This is a genomic window from Nioella sediminis (assembly GCF_001879695.1).
Lineage (GTDB): Bacteria > Pseudomonadota > Alphaproteobacteria > Rhodobacterales > Rhodobacteraceae > Nioella > Nioella sediminis.
Map to the genome: position 1 here is coordinate 1 of NZ_MNBL01000055.1, position 19866 is coordinate 19866.

Annotated in this window: 18 protein-coding genes; 7 read left to right on the forward strand and 11 right to left on the reverse strand. The window is 63.9% G+C overall.

Going from position 1 to position 19866, the window contains the following annotated elements; translation table 11 throughout:
• On the reverse strand, nt 1-2827 hold a 2827-nt coding region (locus BKY26_RS08580), incomplete at its 3' end, for a type I polyketide synthase (RefSeq protein WP_131541811.1).
• Between the two features lie 222 nt (nt 2828-3049).
• Between BKY26_RS08580 and BKY26_RS08585 the strand changes: the two genes are divergently transcribed.
• The 6 genes from BKY26_RS08585 to BKY26_RS08610 all read left to right on the forward strand — a co-directional run bounded on the left by BKY26_RS08585 (nt 3050) and on the right by BKY26_RS08610 (nt 7169).
• Nucleotides 3050-3532, forward strand: a complete 483-nt coding sequence (locus tag BKY26_RS08585; protein ID WP_071690005.1) for an SspB family protein — start codon at nt 3050-3052, stop codon at nt 3530-3532.
• Nucleotides 3533-3627: 95 nt separating this feature from the next.
• Nucleotides 3628-4188: a class I SAM-dependent methyltransferase gene (locus BKY26_RS08590; RefSeq protein ID WP_071689990.1), complete on the forward strand. Its 561-nt coding sequence runs from the start codon at nt 3628-3630 to the stop codon at nt 4186-4188.
• A 163-nt stretch (nt 4189-4351) separates the two neighbouring features.
• Nucleotides 4352-5746, forward strand: a complete 1395-nt coding sequence (fumC, locus tag BKY26_RS08595; protein ID WP_071689991.1) for a class II fumarate hydratase — start codon at nt 4352-4354, stop codon at nt 5744-5746.
• Entirely contained in the window at nt 5746-5934 is a 189-nt protein-coding gene (locus BKY26_RS08600) for a DUF4169 family protein (protein ID WP_071689992.1), read from the forward strand. The genes fumC and BKY26_RS08600 overlap by 1 nt, the downstream gene beginning before the upstream one ends.
• A 59-nt stretch (nt 5935-5993) precedes the next feature.
• Entirely contained in the window at nt 5994-6920 is a 927-nt protein-coding gene (locus BKY26_RS08605) for a Hint domain-containing protein (RefSeq protein ID WP_071689993.1), read from the forward strand.
• A 27-nt stretch (nt 6921-6947) separates the two neighbouring features.
• Nucleotides 6948-7169 (forward strand): ribbon-helix-helix domain-containing protein, encoded by a 222-nt coding sequence (locus tag BKY26_RS08610; RefSeq protein WP_071689994.1) that lies wholly within the window; start codon nt 6948-6950, stop codon nt 7167-7169.
• Between the two features lie 3 nt (nt 7170-7172).
• On the opposite strand, the gene BKY26_RS08615 is transcribed toward BKY26_RS08610, so the two are convergent.
• From BKY26_RS08615 to trkA, 5 genes are all read right to left on the reverse strand, one after another.
• Complete coding sequence (locus BKY26_RS08615; RefSeq protein ID WP_071689995.1) at nt 7173-7901, reverse strand: class I SAM-dependent methyltransferase; 729 nt, start codon at nt 7899-7901, stop codon at nt 7173-7175.
• A 56-nt stretch (nt 7902-7957) separates the two neighbouring features.
• A complete protein-coding gene (gene hflX, locus BKY26_RS08620; RefSeq protein ID WP_071689996.1) occupies nt 7958-9259 on the reverse strand; it encodes a GTPase HflX in 1302 nt (433 codons plus the stop codon).
• Entirely contained in the window at nt 9256-9489 is a 234-nt protein-coding gene (gene hfq, locus BKY26_RS08625; protein WP_071689997.1) for an RNA chaperone Hfq, read from the reverse strand. Before hfq ends, hflX begins: the two co-directional genes overlap by 4 nt.
• 145 nt (nt 9490-9634) lie before the next feature.
• Nucleotides 9635-11128 (reverse strand): TrkH family potassium uptake protein, encoded by a 1494-nt coding sequence (locus BKY26_RS08630; RefSeq protein WP_227434970.1) that lies wholly within the window; start codon nt 11126-11128, stop codon nt 9635-9637.
• A 24-nt stretch (nt 11129-11152) separates the two neighbouring features.
• Nucleotides 11153-12529: a Trk system potassium transporter TrkA gene (gene trkA / locus BKY26_RS08635; protein ID WP_071689999.1), complete on the reverse strand. Its 1377-nt coding sequence runs from the start codon at nt 12527-12529 to the stop codon at nt 11153-11155.
• A gap of 157 nt (nt 12530-12686) precedes the next feature.
• On the opposite strand from trkA, the gene BKY26_RS08640 reads away from it, so the two are divergent.
• Entirely contained in the window at nt 12687-13136 is a 450-nt protein-coding gene (locus tag BKY26_RS08640) for a hypothetical protein (protein WP_071690000.1), read from the forward strand.
• Nucleotides 13137-13140: 4 nt separating this feature from the next.
• On the opposite strand, the gene ntrX is transcribed toward BKY26_RS08640, so the two are convergent.
• From ntrX to BKY26_RS08665, 5 genes are all read right to left on the reverse strand, one after another.
• Nucleotides 13141-14544 carry a nitrogen assimilation response regulator NtrX gene (gene ntrX / locus BKY26_RS08645; RefSeq protein ID WP_071690001.1) on the reverse strand — a complete coding sequence of 468 codons (1404 nt, stop codon included), beginning with the start codon at nt 14542-14544 and terminating at the stop codon, nt 13141-13143.
• On the reverse strand, nt 14541-16757 hold the full coding sequence (locus tag BKY26_RS08650) for a sensor histidine kinase NtrY-like (protein WP_071690002.1): 2217 nt from the start codon (nt 16755-16757) through the stop codon (nt 14541-14543). The genes ntrX and BKY26_RS08650 overlap by 4 nt, the downstream gene beginning before the upstream one ends.
• Before the next feature lie 138 nt (nt 16758-16895).
• On the reverse strand, nt 16896-18272 hold the full coding sequence (locus tag BKY26_RS08655; protein ID WP_071690003.1) for a response regulator: 1377 nt from the start codon (nt 18270-18272) through the stop codon (nt 16896-16898).
• Between the two features lie 11 nt (nt 18273-18283).
• Nucleotides 18284-19366, reverse strand: a complete 1083-nt coding sequence (locus tag BKY26_RS08660; protein WP_071690004.1) for a two-component system sensor histidine kinase NtrB — start codon at nt 19364-19366, stop codon at nt 18284-18286.
• A partial coding sequence (locus BKY26_RS08665) for a tRNA dihydrouridine synthase (protein ID WP_193600176.1) occupies nt 19363-19866 on the reverse strand: 504 nt, incomplete at its 5' end. The genes BKY26_RS08665 and BKY26_RS08660, both read right to left, overlap by 4 nt.

Genomic DNA, 19866 nt, shown 5'->3' on the forward strand with positions numbered 1-19866 from the left:
TGAGCCAGCTTTCCCGCGCGGCATCCGACAGATCGCCCGCAAGATCCACCTCGCAGGGCGCGTAGGTGGGCCGCCAGACCGGTTTCCATCCCCATTTCGCGGGGTCATCCTCTCGCATCAGCCAGTCGCTTGCGGCCTCAACCTGCGGCTCGGCGCGCTCGATGAAATAGGGGCTTTTCTGGAAAGCATAGGTCGGCAGAACCACGCGATTGCGGCGCGCCTCTCCCCAATACTGGCCCCAGTCGAAACTGCCGCCCACGGCCCAGATGCGGCCAAGCGTGGCGAGGAAATAGGCGTCATCGGCCGTTGCGTCATCGGGGTGACGCAAGCTGTTGATGACCTGGTTGGCGTCGATCTTCGGGTGCTGACCGGCCAGCGAGGTCAGCGCCTTGCCGGGGCCGACTTCGAGGTAAACGCGCGAAGGCGTCTCCGCGAGCGTCGTCAACCCGTCCGCAAACCTCACCGCGCCGCGCAGGTGGCTGACCCAGTAGTCGGGGCTTTGCGCCTCGGCATCGGTCAGGATCTGGCCCGTGCGGTTGGAGATCACGGGGATCTGCGGGGCATGCAGAGTGATCGACCGCAGATAGTCGCCGAAACGGTCCAGAATCGGGTCGAGCAGCCGGGAATGGGCGGCGATGTTGATCGCGATGCGCTGGCAGTGGATGTCCTCGGCCTCAAGCCGCTCGGCCAAACGATCCAACGCCGCATCAGCGCCGGAGGCGACGCACATCTCCGGCCCGTTCACCACGGCAAGATCAAGGTCCTCGCCCAGATAGGGGGCCAGTGCCTCGGGGCTGAGAGCCACCGACAGCATCCCGCCGGGTTCGACCGAATCCATCAGCTGCCCGCGCAGGTGGACAAGGCCGATGCAATCCTCGAACGACATCACGCCCGCCAGACAGGCGGCAGTATTTTCGCCCATGGAATGGCCGATCAGCGCCTTGGGCTGCACCCCCCAACTCATCCAGAGCTGCGCCAGCGCATATTCCACGATCATGATCAGCGGCAGCTGGACCGAGGGCGTCTTCAGCCGCTCATTCGCGGCGTCCTCGTTGCCCGGTTCCGGCAGCCAGAGCGCGCGGATGTCGAAATCGAGCTTGGGTTCCAGCACCGACAACCCGCGATCCATCCAGTCGGCGAAGACCGGCTCGGTCTCATAGAGATCGCGCGCCATGCCCGCATATTGCGCACCCCCGCCGGGGAACATGAAGGTGATCTCGGGACTGTCGCTGACGACCGTATGGGTGAACACCCGGCGCGGATCGTTTTCGCGCAGGGCGGCGGCAGCTTCTTCGGGCGTTTCCGCCACAACCACGCGGCGACGTTCGAAGGCGCGACGCCCTTCCTTCAGCGTCCAAGCCACATCGGCGAGGTCTTCCTCGGGTTTAGCCTCCAGATGCGTGGCGAGCCTCTCGGCATTGCCCTCCAACGCGGATTTCCCGCGTGCGGACAGGCAGAGCAGCTGGAACGGGAAATCGGATGGCTCCGACGCCACGCGCGCGGGCGCTTCCTCCAGCACCACATGGGCGTTGGTACCGCCCACCCCAAGCGAATTGACCCCCGCCCGCGCCGGATGATCGGTGCGGGGCCAGTCGGTTAACCGGTCGTTCACCACGAAGGGAGAGCCATCGAAGCCAATCGCCGGGTTCGGCGTCTCATAGCCCAGAGAGGGCGGAATCTGCCGGTGATGCAGCGCGAGCGATGCCTTGATCAGGCTCGCCACCCCTGCTGCCGTATCCAGATGCCCGATATTGGTCTTCACGGACCCGATCCGGCAGGTAGCCACGGCGTTTGTCGTGCGGCGGAAGGCGTCGGTCAGGGCCGCGACCTCGATGGGGTCGCCCAGATAGGTGCCGGTGCCGTGGCATTCGACATAGTCGACGGTATCGGCACGCACGCCCGCCAGCGCCTGCGCCTCGGCAATCGCCTCGGCCTGCCCGCCGACGGAGGGCGCGAGATAGCCTGCCTTGTCGGCGCCATCATTGTTCACCGCCGAGCCCTTGATTATGGCCCAAATGTGATCGCCATCGGCAAAGGCATCGGCTGCCCGGCGCAGCACCACGCAGCCCGCGCCCGAGCCGAAGACCGTGCCTTGCGCGCGATGGTCGAAGGCGTGGCAATGGCCGTCGGGCGACAGGATCTCGCCCTCCTTGAAGAGGTAGCCGCGCGCGTGCGGCAGCTCGATCGTCACGCCCCCCGCCAGCGCCATGTCGCATTCGCCCATCAACAGCGCCTGACAGGCGTAGTGGGTCGCGACGAGAGAGGTGGAACAGGCCGTCTGCATGTTGATCGAGGGGCCTTTGAGATCAAAGATATGGCTCACCCGCGTGGCCATGAAATCCTTGTCATTTCCGGTGTGGCGCAGCAGGAACATGCCTGTCTGATCCACCAGATCGCGGTTGGAACAGATGTTGAAATAGAAATAGCTGCCCATGCCGCAGCCCGCGTAAACCCCTATATTTCCATCGAAACTATCGGGGACATGGCCCGCCTGTTCCATCGCTTCCCATGCCACTTCCAGGAACTGGCGGTGCTGCGGATCCATGATCGCGGCCTCTTTCGGCGACAGCCCGAAGAAGTCGGCGTCGAACCGTTCGAACCCGTCCAGAACGGCGGCGGCGGGCACGTAGTCGGGCCGGTCAATGAGATGCGGCGCCTCGCCCGCGGCCAGCAGCTCCTCTCGGCTGAGCCTGCGGATGGATTCGATCCCGTCGCGCAGGTTGCGCCAATAGGCCTGCACATCCTCCGCCCCCGGAAGATGCGCGGCCATCCCGACGATGGCGATATCGTTTTCCCCAATCTCGGGGCCTTGGTCTGCTCGGGTCATGACAGCTTTTATCCAGCTTTTTTCGCATGTTGATTGACCGTCAGACTGCCCCCCTATCTTGGTGATTTTAGGGCAAGGGCGCGGATCGGGTGTGAAAAATGTCGGCGGTCTGCATGTTCCGCCAACAGTTTGCAGCACGGCGCCGGGCCGCTTGCGTCTTCCGCATCTTTTCATCGGCCCCGAATCTTCTATGGTAGGGCCAACTGGACCGGGATGCTGTGGATGACTGACGAACCTTCCGAAACGATTGCCTATGGCCGCCTGATGCACCGCGCCATGCGGAGCCTGATACAATCCGTTCTGGAAGGCGTGGCGGAAACCGGCCTGCCCGGCGAGCACCACTTTTTCATCACCTTCGACACGCGCCACCCCGATGTGGACATCGCCCCCTGGCTTCATGATCGCTATCCGGGCGAAATGACAATCGTCATCCAGCACTGGTTTGACGATCTGCGGGTGGATGATGACGGGTTCTGGGTCACGCTGAATTTCGGCGACAACCCCGAGCCGCTGCGCATTCCCTTCGATTCCATCCTGACCTTCGTCGACCCCTCGGTGGAGTTCGGCCTGCGGTTCGAGACCCAGGTCGAGGAGGATCCCGACGATGAACCGCCCGGCGATGATGCGGCAGAGGATGAGAGCGGGCACGAACCGCATCACGATGCCGAGGTCGTGCGGCTGGATACGTTCCGCAAGAACCACTGACGCCAAGACGCTTTGATGACGCGCGCCCTTGTCCCTTGCGCGGGACCGCGGGGCGTGGCTTATGGCGCGGGAAAGCATTTTCCTGAGGGTATCCCATGTCCGGCGATCTTGGTCTGTTCCTTGCGCAGCTTCTGAAGAAACCCCATCAGGTGGTGGCGCTGGCGCCCTCGTCCCGTGCACTTTCGGCGGAGATGGCGGCGACGCTGGACCCTGAGGGCGGCCCTGTCATCGAGTTGGGGGCGGGCACGGGCCGGATCACGCAGGCGATCATCGACCGGGGCATTCCGGCTGAAAAAATCCATTCCATCGAGATGAACCCGGTCTTCTGCGAGCGGCTGCGCGCGGATTTCCCGGGGCTGAATGTCTACCAGATGTCGGCAGGCGACGTGGGCGAACTGCCCGTTGAGGGCGCGCAGGCGGTGGTGTCGGGCCTGCCGCTGCTGTCGATGCCCTATGATCTGCAGAACGCCATTTTGACCGGCACGTTCAAGCAGGTTGGCCCGACCGGCAGCTATATCCAGTTCACCTATGGCCCGAAACCGCCCGTCAAGGCCGAGATCCGCGCGGCCATGGGCCTGACCTGGACCACCAGCCGCAAGATCTGGGGCAACCTGCCCCCCGCGCGTGTCTACCGCTTCGCCTGCCCTGCCGTCTGATCGGGGCGGGGGAAAGCCCTTGCAAGGGCTTTGAAAGGATCTTCGAAGATCCTTCCCCGCGCCCCTGACTGCGGCTGATTGCGCCAACATCGCGCGGCGATGATTGCCCCCGTGTCGCTTGCGCCTTATAGCCTGTCGCAACGCATTTGCAGGAGGCCAATCCATGACCGCAACCCGCACCGAGACCGACAGCTTCGGACCTCTGGAAGTTCCCACCGACAAGTATTGGGGCGCGCAGACACAACGCTCGATCATGAACTTCCCCATCGGTTGGGAAAAGCAGCCCGTTGCCATCGTGCGCGCGCTTGGCGTGATCAAGAAGGCCTGCGCGATGGAGAACAAATCCACCGGCAAGCTGGATGCGAAACTGGCCGACGCGATCATTCAGGCGGCAGGCGAGGTCATCGAGGGCAAGTTCGACGACAACTTCCCGCTGGTGGTCTGGCAGACCGGGTCGGGCACCCAGTCGAACATGAACTCCAACGAGGTCATCGCCAACCGCGCGATCGAAATCCTCGGCGGCGTGATCGGGTCGAAAGACCCCGTCCACCCGAACGATCATTGCAACATGGGGCAGTCGTCGAACGATACCTTCCCCACGGCCATGCACATCGCCACCGCGATGAGCGTACGGGACGTACTGTTGCCGGGGCTGAACAAGCTGCTGGCCGGCCTGGACGCCAAGGCCGAAGAGTTCAAGGACATCATCAAGATCGGCCGCACCCATACACAGGATGCGACGCCGCTGACTTTGGGCCAGGAGTTTTCCGGTTACGCCCACCAGATCCGGCAGGGCATCGCGCGCGTGGAGGCCTGCCTGCCCGGCATCTACGAGCTTGCGCAGGGCGGCACCGCCGTGGGCACCGGGCTGAACACGCAAGTGGGCTGGGACAGCGCCGTTGCGGGCCACATGGCCGAGATCACCGGCCTGCCCTTCGTGACCGCCCCCAACAAGTTCGAGGCGCTGGCCGCCCATGACGCGATGGTCTTCATGTCGGGCGCTTTGGCCACGGTCGCAGGCAGCTGCTACAAGATCGCCAATGACATCCGCCTGCTTGGCTCCGGTCCCCGCTCGGGCCTTGGTGAACTGATCCTGCCGGAGAATGAGCCGGGCAGTTCGATCATGCCGGGCAAGGTCAACCCGACACAGGCCGAGGCGCTGACGCAGGTCGCGGCCCATGTGATGGGCAATGACGCGGCGATCAAGTTCGCAGGTTCCCAGGGGCACTTTGAACTCAACGTCTACAACCCGATGATGGCCTATAACCTGTTGCAATCCATCCAGCTTCTGGGCGATGCGGCTGACAGCTTCACCGAGCGGATGCTGAACGGCATCAAGGCCAATGAGCCGCGCATCGACAAGCTGATGAAGGAATCGCTCATGCTGGTGACGGCGCTGGCGCCCACCATCGGCTATGACAACGCTACCAAGGTCGCCAAGACCGCGCACAAGAACGGCACGACCCTGAAGGAAGAGGCCATCGCGCTCGGCTTCGTGGACGAGGAAACCTTCGACCGCGTGGTGCGGCCCGAGCAGATGATCGGCCCCAAGGCGTAATGGCAGAGCCGGTCAATCTGAACCGGTTTCGCAAACAAAAGGCGCGGGCCGAACGCAAGGCCCGTGCCGACGAAAATGCCGTGAAATACGGGCGGACGAAGGCCGAGAAATCGCTGGACTCCGCCCGCCGCGACAAGGCCCGTCGCGATCTGGACGCGCATCGCAGCGAAGACGACGCGGACACGTAAACGCTTTCTCAAGCCCTTTATCCGACAGTCCCTCCAATGCCGCGCTTGGGGGATTCGCGATGCCGACATATGATATGACGGCCTATAAATGGGCCGGGTTCACGAAATACTCGGATTCGGTCGACTTCACCGTCACCGATGATGACGATCAGCTCGATTGGTACGGGCAGGACACCGGCAGCGCCGAAATGGTCTCGATTGACGGTGTTGGCCATTCGATCCAGTGGTCCGGCACGATCAAGACTCGGTTCGAGGATAGCGACGGGAACGTCCACACCGAAGACATTGTCTACAGCTACACATCGGACGGTTATTATCTGATCCCGCAGGCCGACTCCGCCTTCGACGAGGGCAGCACGATCAGGTGTTTTTCGGGCGGATGGTCGGATACCAACGGCATTGAATATGATGAGGTCGTCTGCTTCACCCCCGATTGCCGCATCGACACGCCGCGCGGGCCGGTTCCCGCCGCGGATTTGCGCCCCGGTGACATGCTGCTGACCGCCGATAATGGCCCGCAACCCCTGCGCTGGATCGGGCGCAGCGATATTCCGGGTCTGAAACGCGTGGCAGGCGATCTGCACCCCGTTCTGATCCGCAAGGATGCCTTCGGGCCCGGACGCCCGGCCCGCGATATCCGCGTCTCGCCGCAGCACCGGTTCTGCCTTGGCGATGCGGCACTGCTGTTCCATGACGAGGAGATACTGGCGCCCGCCAAGGGTCTGGTGGATGGCGCCCGCGTGGTCGTGGATCGGTCGGCCCGGCCTATCAGCTATGTGCATCTTTTGCTCGACCGGCATGAATTGCTGTTCTGCGACGGGGTGCAGACCGAAAGCTTTCAACCCGCGTTCCGCACCATGGCGATGATGGATCCCCGCACCCGGTCAGACCTTGCGCGGGCCATTGGCGACCGGATGGCGCACTATACCGCTGTGCGACCGGCCCTGCGCCCATGGGAGGCGCCGTTGCTGCAAAGGGTTTCCTGACCCGCCGATATCGTGCCAAATACGGCCATGCCCTCGCGCCCCGTCAAACGCTCGCTTACCCTGCACGGTCACCGCACCAGCGTTTCGCTGGAGGAGCCGTTCTGGAAGGAATTCCGCCGCATCGCAGAGGCGCGCGGCCTGTCCATCAACGAACTGGCCGCCATGGTAGACGCCGATCGGGGCATGAAAAGCGGGCTGGCCTCGGCCATCCGGGTCTTTGTGCTGGAAGAGGTTCAGCGCCGCCCCTGATGCCTAGCGCCCATCCTTGTTCGCAAAGACAGAGGTGCGGTTGCGCACGGTCAGCGCCTTGCGGGATGGCTCGACCTTCCCGTTCCGGATGGCCAGCGAGGTCGGCGGCTGCTGCTTGTCCAGCTTCTCGCACACGACGATGCTGTCATAGAACCGCACACTGTTGAGCTGTCGCGCCATTTCATCGAAGGGAAACAGCGCGTCCTGATCGGTGTACCAGGAATGCATCCGGTCGATCAGGCGTTTGCTGTACTCGATAAAGCTCGCCTCGTTCCGGTATCCGCCGCCGAAGCCCGGCCAATAGGAGCTGTGGCAATCCTCCACCATGTAGACGCCCCGGTCGGCCAGATGCGGCCATAGCGCCTCGAATGAGGCGATCTGGTGCGGGCACAGATGGCTGCCATCATCCAATATGACGTCGAAGGGGCCGTATCTGTCCGCAAGTGATGCCAGAAACGCCTGGTCGCCCTGGCTGCCGATCTCTACATGTGTGCCTTCGATTTCATGGGCTTTGCAGTCTGGGTCTATGTCGATGAAGACGAGGGTCGATCCGGGGGCGAAGAACTCTTTCCACATCGGCAACGATCCGCCCCGGAACACGCCGATTTCCATGAATCTCACCGGCCGGGCGCGAAAGCGGGTCAGTTCCCGTTCATAGATCTCGAAGTAATGCGCCCATTTCGTCAGCAGCTTGTCGCCCGAGCGCGGGATGTAGTCTGAAAAGAACCCCATGGTCCGGTCCCCTGTTCTTCCGGCTCAGCGCAGCCGGCCCGCCCAAGCATCGCGGCCTAGCTGTGCGGCAGCGCATGAAAGGCCTTTTTCTGCCGTGCGGTCCACAGCACGTCGAACCGATAGCCCTGTTCACCCTGGCTTTCGGCTTCCACGACGCCCTCTTCGAACAGCCAGGCCCGCGCGCGCCCCGCAGAATAGGGCAGTTCCACCACCGAGGAAAACCGTGGCGGCGAAAGATGGCTGGTCACCGCCTCCAGGAACTCATCCAGCCCGGCCCCGGTCAGGGCCGAAAGGGCGACAACATCCTCTCGCCGGGCTGCTGCGGCGCGCAGCTCGTCCTGACGCTCCGCGGGCAGCAGGTCGATCTTGTTCCAGATCTCGATCATCGGGGTGTTCTGATCGACCCCCAGATCGGACAGGATCGCGGCCACATCAGCGGCCTGTTCCTCGGTTCCCGCATGGGCCACGTCGCGCACATGCAGGACCAGATCGGCATCCAGAACCTCTTCCAGCGTGGCACGGAAGGCGGCCACAAGCTGGGTCGGCAGGTCCGAGATGAAGCCAACCGTGTCCGACAGGATGATCTCGGTGCCGTCGGGCAGTTCCACGGCGCGCATCGTCGGGTCGAGCGTAGCGAACAGCATGTCCTTGGCCAGCACCTCCGCGCCGGTCAACCGGTTGAACAGGGTGGATTTTCCCGCATTGGTATAGCCAACAAGCGCAACCACCGGATACGGCACCTTCTTGCGCGATGCCCGGTGCAGGGCGCGGGTTTTCACCACTTTCCCAAGCTGCCGCTTGATCCGCGTCACCGCCTCGTCAATGGCACGACGGTCGGCCTCGATCTGGGTTTCGCCGGGGCCACCGACAAAACCAAGCCCGCCGCGCTGGCGTTCAAGGTGGGTCCAGGCACGGACCAGCCGGGTCCGCTGATAGGACAGCGCCGCCAGTTCGACCTGCAAGACGCCTTCCCGCGTGCGGGCGCGATCCGCGAAGATTTCAAGGATCAGCCCGGTCCGGTCGAGGAGCTTCACGCCCCATTCCTTTTCCAGATTGCGCTGTTGCACCGGCGTAACGGGACCATCGACCAGAACCAGCTCGGCCTCGGCCGCAGCGATCTTCGCTTTCAGTTCCGCAATCTTGCCGGTGCCGAACAGAAGACCCGGCTGCGCCTTGGGAAGGCGCACGACCTCAGCATCGACGACCTCCAGATCCGGCAAGGCGGCGGCAAGGGCCACGGCCTCTTGCAGCGCGGGCCCTGCGTCACGGCGGTCGCGGTCCGATTTGATATCGGGATGCAGGACAATGGCGCGGGTCGGGCCGGACTTGCCGGTCCCGTGCAGGTCAGGTGCGCTCACTCTTCCCCGTCATAGAGATTGATGGGCTGCGCCGGCATCACGGTGGAAATCGCATGCTTGTAGACAAGCTGCGATTGCCCGTCACGGCGCAACAGGACGCAAAAATTGTCAAACCAGGTGATAACGCCCTGCAACTTGACGCCATTGATCAAGAAAACCGTTACCGGAACCTTTGTCTTGCGAACATGGTTCAGGAACGCATCCTGCAGATTCTGCTTGCTTTCGGCCATCGGGAACCTTGCCTTATTCTTTGTTACCGTCCCTTATTGCGGAACGCGATGAAAACCTGTTTCTGAGTATGTGCATGTTTTTCGCGGATTTCCACCCCGATTCCCGCAACTTGGCCTTGGAATGCTGCAAAGGCAGCAATTCGGCCTAGATTCGCCAGAAACCGGGATTGAAAAGGGCGATCAAGGCCAGCGTTTCAAGCCGTCCGAGGATCATCGCCCCCATCAGCACCATTTTCGCCGGATCGCTGAGGGCCGCGTAGACGATCGGCTGCTCTCCGCCGAACGCCGCCAGCGGGCCGGTCGTCGACAGTGCGGCGGCGGCCAGCACGAAGGAGTCCTCGAAATCGAGCCCCGTCATCGACAGGGCCAGCATGATCGCAGCGGTCGACAGGATGAACAGCATGAAGAACACCCAGGCGATATAGGCGCCTTCGCGCCGGATGCGCCGCCCCATGCGCCCGCCCGCGGCCACCGAGTGGGGATGGGTCAGCTTGCCCAACTCCCGCGCGCCATGCTTGTAGAGCGCGTAGACCCGGATCAGCTTGATGCCGCCCGCCGTGGTCGCGGCCCCGCCTCCCATCAGCGCCAACCCGACCAGCAGAAGCCCCGGCGTCGGCAGGCCCGACCAGCCCCGCGCTTCGGCCCAGTAGTCGGACACGAACCCGGTCGTGGTCACGAAAGAGGTGATGGTGAACAGACTTCCCCAAAGTGCCGTCAGCGCCGAGCGTCCCTCGACCCCGGCCTCGATCTCCAACGCGCCGATCCAGTGGCGCAGGAAGAACAGCCCGGTCAGGGCAATCACCACATAGGCGGCCAGACGCAGTTCCCGGTCGTGAAACAGCATGCGCGGGGTTTCGGGGGTGACGCGATCAGCGAAACTGTGCCGGGTCAGCGCGAAGAGGAAGAAAAAGAAGATCACCAGTTCCGACAGGAAGCCACCGGGTTGGGCATTCAGAGAGCCTTCGGGCGAAATGCCGGAGGTGGACATCACCGCCATGGCATGGGCCAGCGCCGTCAGATCTCTTTCCCCCGCCAGCACCTGCAGCAACCACAGCAGCGCTGTCAGCCCGGTATAGGTCGGGGCCAGAAACAGAACAGCCCGCCGCAGGCGGACCGCAGGTGCGGCGGCCTGCATCTGCGCGCCGCTGGACACCACCTGCCGCCCCTGCGATTCCGACGACACCTCGAAGCCGCCAAGGTTCAGCGGGGCCATCACCGCCATCGCGGTGACCCAGACCAGCAGCCCGCCAAGCCAGCCCACAAGCGCCCGCCACAGATGTTCCCCATCCCCAAGCCGGGCCGGATCGAACAGCGTCGCGCCGGTGGTGGTCAGGCAGGACAGCATCTCGAAATAGGCGTTGAAATACCGCGTGTTGCCAATGGCATCTGCCAGTGGAACCGCGAGAATCGCAGGCAGGAACAGATAGGCCAGCGCCAGCCCTGCCAAGTGACTTCGCGCGCTGGTCACCGGCTTGAGCCCCTGCGTGGCGAAGCCCAGAACCACGGTCAGGATGAAGAACAGCAGCGCCGAGTAGAAAAAGCTGCGCCCGGTGCGAAAGTCTTCCTCGATCATCGCGACGGCAGCGGGCACCAGCATGGCCAGGGCGCAGATCCCGACCAGCAGGACCAGCAGCGGCATTCTGGAAAGATACGCGCCCATGGCTCAGAAGAAATCGACCGAGACGCGCAGCAGGGCCTCGACCGCGGGCACATCCTTGGACAGCGCAAAGATCGCCACCGTGTCGCCCTCCTCGATCCGGGTGGACCCGGTCGGGCGGATCACCTTGTCACGCTTGCGCACCGCGCCGATCAGCGCACCCTCGGGGATGTCGATATCGCGCAGCTCGCGGCCTGCAATGGGCGAGGTCGAGAGAACCTGCGCCTCGATCACCTCGGCCTCGGCATCGCCGATGGAATAAACCCCGCGCACCCGGCCCTGCCGGATATGGCGCAGGATCGAACTGACAGTGGTGGCGCGCGGGTTCACATAGGCGTCAATCCCGAGCGCATCCATCATCTGCACCATGGTCGGGTCGTTCACCAGCGCAATCGCCATGCCCGCCCCTGCCGCCTTGGCGCGCACCGAGGCCAGCAGGTTGGTCTTGTCGTCATCGGATACGCACAGCACCGCATCAGCGCGTTCCACCCCGGCCTCGCGCAGGATCTCGATATCCAGCCCGTCGCCATGCAGCACGATGGTGCGGCTCAGCGCGTCGGCGGCACGCTCGGCCTGTTCCCGGCTTTTCTCGATCACACGGGCGCGGATACGGGTGGAGGATTTCTCCAGCTCCTGCGCAACCGCAAGGCCGACATTGCCGCCCCCGATGATCACAACCCGTTCCTGCTGGTGCACGGGCTTGCCGAAAATCTCCAGCGTGCGGGCAGCGTCATTGTCATGGGTGAAGACGTAGATCTCATCGCCCGCAAACAGCTGGTCGCCCGGATCGGGCGCAAACAGCGTCCCGCCGCGACGCACGCCGACGACGATCGCGCGCAGGGTTGAGAACAGTTCGGACAGTTGCTTCAGCGGCGTGTTGACCACCGGGCAATCGTCATCCAGCCGGATGCCCATCAACAGCGCCTCGCCGCCCAGGAAATATTCCGTGTCGAAGGTCGAGGGTGAGGCGAGCCTGCGCAGCGCCGCCTTGGCGACCTCGCGTTCGGGGCTGATCACCACGTCAACGGGCAGATGTTCGCGCCGGTAAAGATCGGAATAGACGGCGGTCAGATAGCTTTGCGCGCGCAGACGGGCAATCTTGCGCGGCACGGCAAAGATCGAATGGGCCACCTGGCAGGTGACCATATTGACCTCGTCCGAAAAGGTGGCGGCGATGATCATATCCGCGTCCCGCGCGCCCGCCTTGTCCAGCACATCGGGGTAGGACGCGAAACCCGTGATCCCCTGAACATCGAGCGTATCGGTCGCCCGGCGCACCAGTTCGGGATTGTTGTCCACCACGGTGACGTCGTTGTTTTCGCCGGAAAGGTGACGCGCGATTTGCCAGCCTACCTGACCTGCCCCGCAAATGATGATCTTCATCGGCCCTTGCCCGTCCTCGTCTGACCGCGCTGCGGCCGGGCCTTCTGCATGGCAGAGACGGGCGCAGCCGTCAATTGTCAGACCCGGCCAGACCCTCTGGCGCGGGCGGGGATTCCGGTTATGATCCGCCTATTGATTTCAAAGACCTGAGGCCGCCATGATCCGCCCCGCTGCATTTGCCCTGACTTTCCTGACCCTCGCCGCCTGCAACGTGACCGAGTATTATGCCGAAGGCCGATCGGTGGCCGATCGCGACCGCGATATCGCCCTGTGCGAAGCCGAGGCGCTAAGCGCCTATCCCCCCAGCATCGTCACGCTCTACACGCCCCGCATTTTCCACCCCGGTCAAACGACCTGCGATGCCGCCGGAAACTGTGTGACCAGCGAAGGCTACTGGGAAGGCGGCGACCCCTATTCCGAAGATGTGAACGAGGATCTGCGCCGACGGGCCATTGCCGGCTGCATGGGCGGGCGCGGCTATGCGCGGGTCAGCCTGCCGATCTGTTCCTCGGACCAGCCCGTGCGCGCCTCGACCATCATGGCGCCCTTGACCGACGATACCTGCGTCGTGCGCAGCGGTGGCGCGTCGATGATCGTGAACCCCTAAGGGATCACTCCTCGCTGTCGCCCACCTGTGCCACCCTGGCCCCCGCGCGGTTCGTGGTCACCACGCCAAGCGATTTCAGCTTGCGGTGCAGCGCGCTGCGCTCCATGCCGACGAAATTCGCCGTGCGGCTGATATTGCCGCCGAAGCGGTTGATCTGGGCCATCAGGTAGTGCCGTTCGAAAAGCTCCCGCGCCTCGCGCAGCGGCAACGTGGTCAGGCCGGGCGACAGGGCAATCTGCTCATCCTCGCTGGCAACAGCCCCCTGCCCCGGCAGGTCGCGCGCCTCGATCGGGCCGGTGCCGTCGCCCAGGATCAGCACCCGTTCGATCATGTTGCGCAATTCCCGGATGTTGCCGGGCCAGCGCATGGTTTGCAGCATCGCCTCGGCATCCTGACCCAGATCGCGCAGCGGCAGGCCCTGTTCGCGGTTGAACCGCTCGATGAAATGGCGGGCCAGATCGGGAATGTCTTCGCGCCTCTCTTCCAGGCTCGGCACATCAATCGGCACCACGTTCAGCCTGTGATACAGCTCCTCGCGGAAATTCCCCGCGGCGATCTCGACTTTCAGGTCGCGCGTGGTAGAGGAGATCACCCGCAGATCGACCCGCACCTTCGAGGTGCCGCCGACGCGGCTAAAGCTCTGATCGACCAGCACCCGCAAGATCTTGGACTGGGTGCCAAGCGGCATATCGGCGATCTCGTCGAAGAAGATCACCCCGCCATGGGCCTGCTCCAGCAGCCCCTGTTCCACCCCGCGTTCCGGGCTTTCGCGGCCGAACAGAACCTCTTCCATATGTTCCGGCGACACCGAGGCGGAACTGACCGTCACGAAAGGGGCATTGGCCCGGTCGGATTGCGCGTGGATGTAGCGGGCAGAGACCTCCTTGCCCGATCCCGGCCCGCCGGTCAGCATTACGCGGCCGTTCGACTTGGTGACCTTGTCGAGCTGCGATTTCAGCGTTTTGAAAGCCGCGCCCGCCCCGATCATCTCATCCGAGCGGCCATCCTGACGGCGGAGCGCCGAGTTCTCGCGCCGAAGGCGGCTGACTTCCATCGCGCGGCGGATCACCACCAGAAGCTGGTCGATATTGAAGGGTTTCTCGATGAAATCGAACGCGCCCTGCTTGATCGCGGCCACCGCGATTTCAATGTTCCCGTGGCCCGAGATGATCACCACCGGCACATCCGGGTTGTCGCGCTTGACGTGCGACAGGATGTCGATCCCGTCCATGTTGCTGTCCTTGAGCCAGATATCGAGGATCATCATCCCCGGCGGCTCCTTGTTCAGCTCGGCCATGCATTCGTCGGAGTTTGACGCCATGCGGGTCGTGAAGCCTTCGTCCTGCAGGATGTCACAGATCAGCTCTCGGATATCGCGTTCGTCGTCGACAACCAGAATATCACTCATGTCGCGTCTCCTTCACTCTCGGGCAGGCGTGGCAGGATGATCCGTGCCATCGCCCCCGGATGCGCGCCGTCCTGAAACGGTTCCGCATCCAGCAGGTCCAGCGACCCGCCATGTTCCTCGATGATTTTCTTGACGATCGGCAGGCCCAGGCCGGTGCCCTTTTCCCGCGTCGTTACGTATGGTTCAAATAGCCGCGCCCGGTCGGGCGGCAGGCCAATGCCGTTGTCGCTGATGGTGATCTCGACCGTCTCCGGCTGCAAGGTCATCACCACTCGAATTTCCGGCTCATGCCCCTCTGGTGCGCCTTTTTCCTGCAAGGATTCAATGGCTTCCCCGCCGTTCTTGATCAGGTTCGTCAGCGCCTGCCCGATCATGGTGGCATCCAGATCGGACAGAACCGGCCCCTCGGGAATATCCGAGACGAACCGTGTACCCGGCTGACCGGCCTTTTGCAGCAGCACCGCGTCAGACAGAAGCTTCGTCAGATCTTCCGGCTGGCGTTCGGGTTCCGGCATTCGCGCGAACTTGGAGAATTCATCGACGATCCGGCGCAGGTCGTTGGTCTGGCGCACGATCACATCGGTCAATTGCCCCAACTGCTCCGCATCGGCTTCATCCAGCAGCTTGCTGAACTTGCGCCGCACCCGCTCGGCGCTCAGCTGGATGGGGGTCAGCGGGTTCTTGATCTCATGCGCGATGCGGCGCGCCACGTCGCCCCAGGCCGCCATCCGCTGCGCGCTGACAAGGTCGGTCACATCGTCGAAGGCCACCACGTAGCCTTCCAGATCGCCCGTCTCATCCATCCGCATCGACATGCGCACCAGCAGGCTTTCCAGCTTGCCCCGCCGCGTGACCTTGATTTCCTCCTGCACCACCGGGGCGGCCCGGTCGCGCAGCCTTGCAAACAGGGCCTCGTATTCCGGTACGGCCACCGCAAGGCTGATCCCAAGATCGCGCTGTTCCACGAGATCCAGCAGACGAATGGCGGACCGGTTCATGAAATCGACCCGGCCATCAGCGTCGAGCCCGATCACCCCCGAAGTCACCGAGGACAGGACGGAGTCGAACTGGCGGCGGCGCTCTTCTGTCTGGTCGTGCTGTTCGATCAACGCTTCGCGCTGCCCTTTCAACTGCCGGGTCATCTGGTTGAACAGTCGTCCCAGCATGGCAATCTCATCGTCGCCCGGCTCTTCCAGAACCCGCACGTCCAGATCGCCCACACCGACCCGCTGTGCGGCACCCGCCAGCCGCCCGACCGGGCGGGCCAGCCGTTCGGCAAACCAAAGCCCCAGCCAGATCGCGGCAAGGATCAGGATGACGGCAAAACCAAGGTAGATCAGGCCGAACTGGAACAGGAACTGCCCCCGCTCGCTTTCCAACTGGCGATACAGGCCCACGGTTGCCTGTGTTTCATCCAGCAGCGCGATGATCTGACCGTCCACCTCTCGGCTGACATAGAGATAGCGGTCGGCAAAGGCTGTCAGGCGCACAAGGGCACGGAATTCATTGGTTGTCCGATCCTCGATCAGGATGACATCGCCTTCCGCTGCGGCGGTCAGATCCTCGTCGGACGGGCGTTCATAATCAAACAGATAGCTGCGTTCGCCCCGAGCGCGGATCTCGCCGCCGCCGTCGATGACGAAGGCCTCTCTCAACCCGCGCTGAATCGCCACCTGCCCCTGGCTGAGCACCTGGCGCAGGTCGCCATCGGCCAGAAACGGTGTGGCGCGGCGGTTGAGGTTCAGGAAGGCGGCAAGCGCAATCGCGTCTTCGGTCAGGTCGTCACGATGCTCCTCCTGATAGGCATGGGCGGCGTCCACCGAATGGCCGAGCGCATTGCGGACGCGGTCGGAAAACCAGCCCTCCAGCCCCATATTCACGGTGATCGTCGCAAAAATCGCCACCGCCACCGTGGGCAGCAGGGCCAGCAGCACGAAGACGCCCGTGAGCCGAAGGTGCAGCCGCGACCCCGCCGATTGCGCGCGGCGCGCGGCGATCATCTTGGCCACGCGATAGAGCACCAGTGCCGCCACGACCAGCGTGTAGACAAGGTCCGCCAGCAGCACCAGGCGCAACGACGGAGAGGCAACCACCTGCCCGAGCGGCCCCATGACAAGGAAGGTCGCAACCGCCAGAACCGGGCCGAGCAGGACCAGCGCGAATGTGCCGATCGTTCGCAGACGGCGCTGCTGACGCAGAGCCAGCAACCGCATCAGTGGGGAATCCGCATCACTCTGCGCAGGGGTGCTCACCCGGAAAAGCCTCTTATGTTGGGCAGACGATCCGCCCGACCGCAAAATCTGGTAGCACAATTCCCGCCGTTACATGCGGGCAACGCTACTGTTGCGGTTTTACATCAACTTCCGGCGGCGAGTCACGCGAATATCAAGGTCGGTGATCTTCTTACGCAACGTATTGCGGTTGATGCCAAGCAGATCGGCGCATTTCGCCTGATTTCCGCCGGTGGCATCCAGCGCGATCTCAATGAGCGGCATTTCCACTTCCCGCAGGATACGCGTGTAAAGCCCCGGCGGCGGCAGGACTCCGCCATGAAGGTCGAAATAGCGCTTGAGATGCTTGGCGACCGAGGCCGACAGCTTCTCGCCGTCCCCGGACCCGATCAACGGCTCGATTTCGGGCTGGTTGCCAAGAACCGCCTCGACCTCGGGCTTGCCGATGACCTCGACCGGGCTGGTCACGCTCAATCGACGAACGGTGTTTTCCAACTGGCGCACATTGCCCGGCCAGCTATAGGCGCGGATCATTTCCATCGCGCCGGGCGACATCCGGCGGGCGGGCAGACCGTCGCGTTCGGAGCGGGCCAGGAAATGCTCGGCCAGCAGCGGAATGTCATCCACCCGTTCGCGCAGCGCCGGAACAGAGAGGGTGACACCGGACAGGCGGTAGAACAGGTCCTGCCGGAAGGCACCCGCCTCCATCCGTTCGGTCAGATCCTTCTGGCTGGTGGCCATGATACGCGGCGCGCCATCGCCGAACCCATCCAGCATCCGCACGATCTTGCCTTGCGCCGCATCGTCGAAATCCCCGATTTCATCAAACAGGAGAGATCCGTCGCGGACCCGCGCCAGCACCTGTTGAGGCCCGTCCGGGGCATCCAGATCAGAGGCGGTCACGGTCACGAAAGGCAGGGTGCGCCGGTCGGAAAAGTCATGGATCGCGCGGGCGATCAGGCTTTTCCCCGTCCCGCTTTCGCCCGTGACCAGCACCGGCAGATCGGCATTCATCACCCGCGCGACCAGCCGATAGAGCGCCTGCATCGCCGCCGTCCGCCCCACAAGCGGCAGGTCTTCTTGCGGGGCCTCGCTGCTGGACACATTCGGGGCGCGGGTCGCGGGCGCGCGGCGCTTCTGTTCCAGCGCGCGGGCGGAGCGCTTCATCAGGTCTGGCAGGTCGAAGGGCTTGGGCAGGTAGTCATAGGCATCCGCCTCGGTCGCCTGAATGGCCGTCATGATCGTGTTCTGGGCCGAGATCACGATGACCGGCAGGCCGGGGCGTTTTTCGCTGATCTTGGGCAGCATTTCCAACCCGTTCCCGTCGGGCATCATCACGTCCGAGATCACCAGATCGCCCTTGCCCTCATCCACCCATCTCATCAGCGTCACCAGAGACGAGGTCGCATGCACCTTGCAGCCCGCGCGCGTCAGGGCCTGGGTCAGAACGGTGCGGATCGTGCGATCATCATCGGCGACAAGTACGGTGCCATCCATTTGGGTCGTCCTTAGCGGTCAGTCGATTTGGCCGGTCGCGACGGTGCAACCGGCAGGGAAATGCGGAACACGGTGCGGCCCGGCACGGACTCCACCGCGATCCAGCCGTCGTGATCGGCGATGATCTTGGACACCAGCGCCAGCCCCAGCCCGGTGCCGTTTTCACGCCCCGACACGAAAGGGTCGAAGATATGGGCGGCAATCTCCGTCTTGATGCCGGGGCCGTCGTCGCTGATCTCCACATGCAGGGGCACCGCGCCGCGCGTACCATCGGACCGGCGCACGCGCAGACCCGGTTCATAGAAGCTGCGCAAACGGATGGTGCCGCCCTGCTGGCCCGCCTCGGCGGCGTTTTTCAGAAGGTTCAGGAACACCTGCTGCAACTGGTCAGGATCGGCCATGGTCAAGGGCAGCGAGGGGTCATAGTCATCCTCGATCCGCATATGGGCGGCGAACCCCACGGCGGCGGATTTCCGGGCGCGGTCCAGAATATCGTGGATATTCGCGGGTTTGACGGCAGGCGGTCGGACATTGCCGAACTCCTCCACCTGGTCGAGCAGCTTCACGATGCGCCGGGTTTCCGCGACGATCAGGTCGGTCAGTTCCAGATCCTCGCCCGTGACCGACATGGAAATAAGCTGCGCCGCGCCGGTGATGCCCGCCAGCGGGTTCTTGATCTCATGGGCCAGCATCTCGGCCATGCCGATGGCGGATTTGGCCGCGGATTTGGAGGTCAGCGCCCGGTGCAGCTTGCCCGCCAGTGCGCGGCTTTCCAGCAGCACCAGAACATGGTCGCCCTGTTCCGCCAGCGGCGCGATCTGCACGTCACAGCTTTCGGGCTTGCGGCTGCCCGTGCCCACGTCGACCGCATTGACGAAGAGCGGCGCACGCCCCGAGCGGACCCGCGCAAAGGCCTCTTCCAGCGGCGCATCGACAAAAATCTTGTCCCAGACCGGGTTGCCCTTCAGCGACCGGGAAGAGGCATTGAGGAAAAGCTCTCCCGCCGGGTTCACATCGGCGATGCGGTCCTCGCCGTCGATGATCACCGCCGGAATCGGCAGCGCGGCCCAGAGCGTCGCGGTCAGGTCGATCATGCCGCCATCTCCTCTGTTTCCGTCAGCATCCGGGGGATCAGCCGGACCACGCGGGCCGGGTCGCCGGCGGTCAGCACCTCGCGGCGCAGCGCCTTGCTGGTGCCCGCCTCATCCATGTACCAGCCCAGATGTTTCCGCGCGACGCGGGTGCCAAGGGACGCGCCATAGAAGGACAGCATCGCCTCGTAGTGACCGGCGATCATGTCGGCCAGCGCGCTACCCTCGGGGATGTTGGGCGCCTCGGCGTCAAAGAGATCATGGGCGATCTGCTGCAATTGCCAGGGCCGTCCCTGCGCCCCGCGTCCGATCATGACGCCATCGGCCCCGGACAGGCGCAGGGCGTCCCCCGCCGTCTCGCTGTCGACGATGTCGCCATTGGCGATGACAGGGATCGACACGGCGTCTGTCACCGCGCGGATCGCGGCCCAATCGGCAGCGCCCTTGTAGAACTGGCAGCGGGTGCGCCCGTGGATGGTGATCATGCGGATACCGGCGGCCTC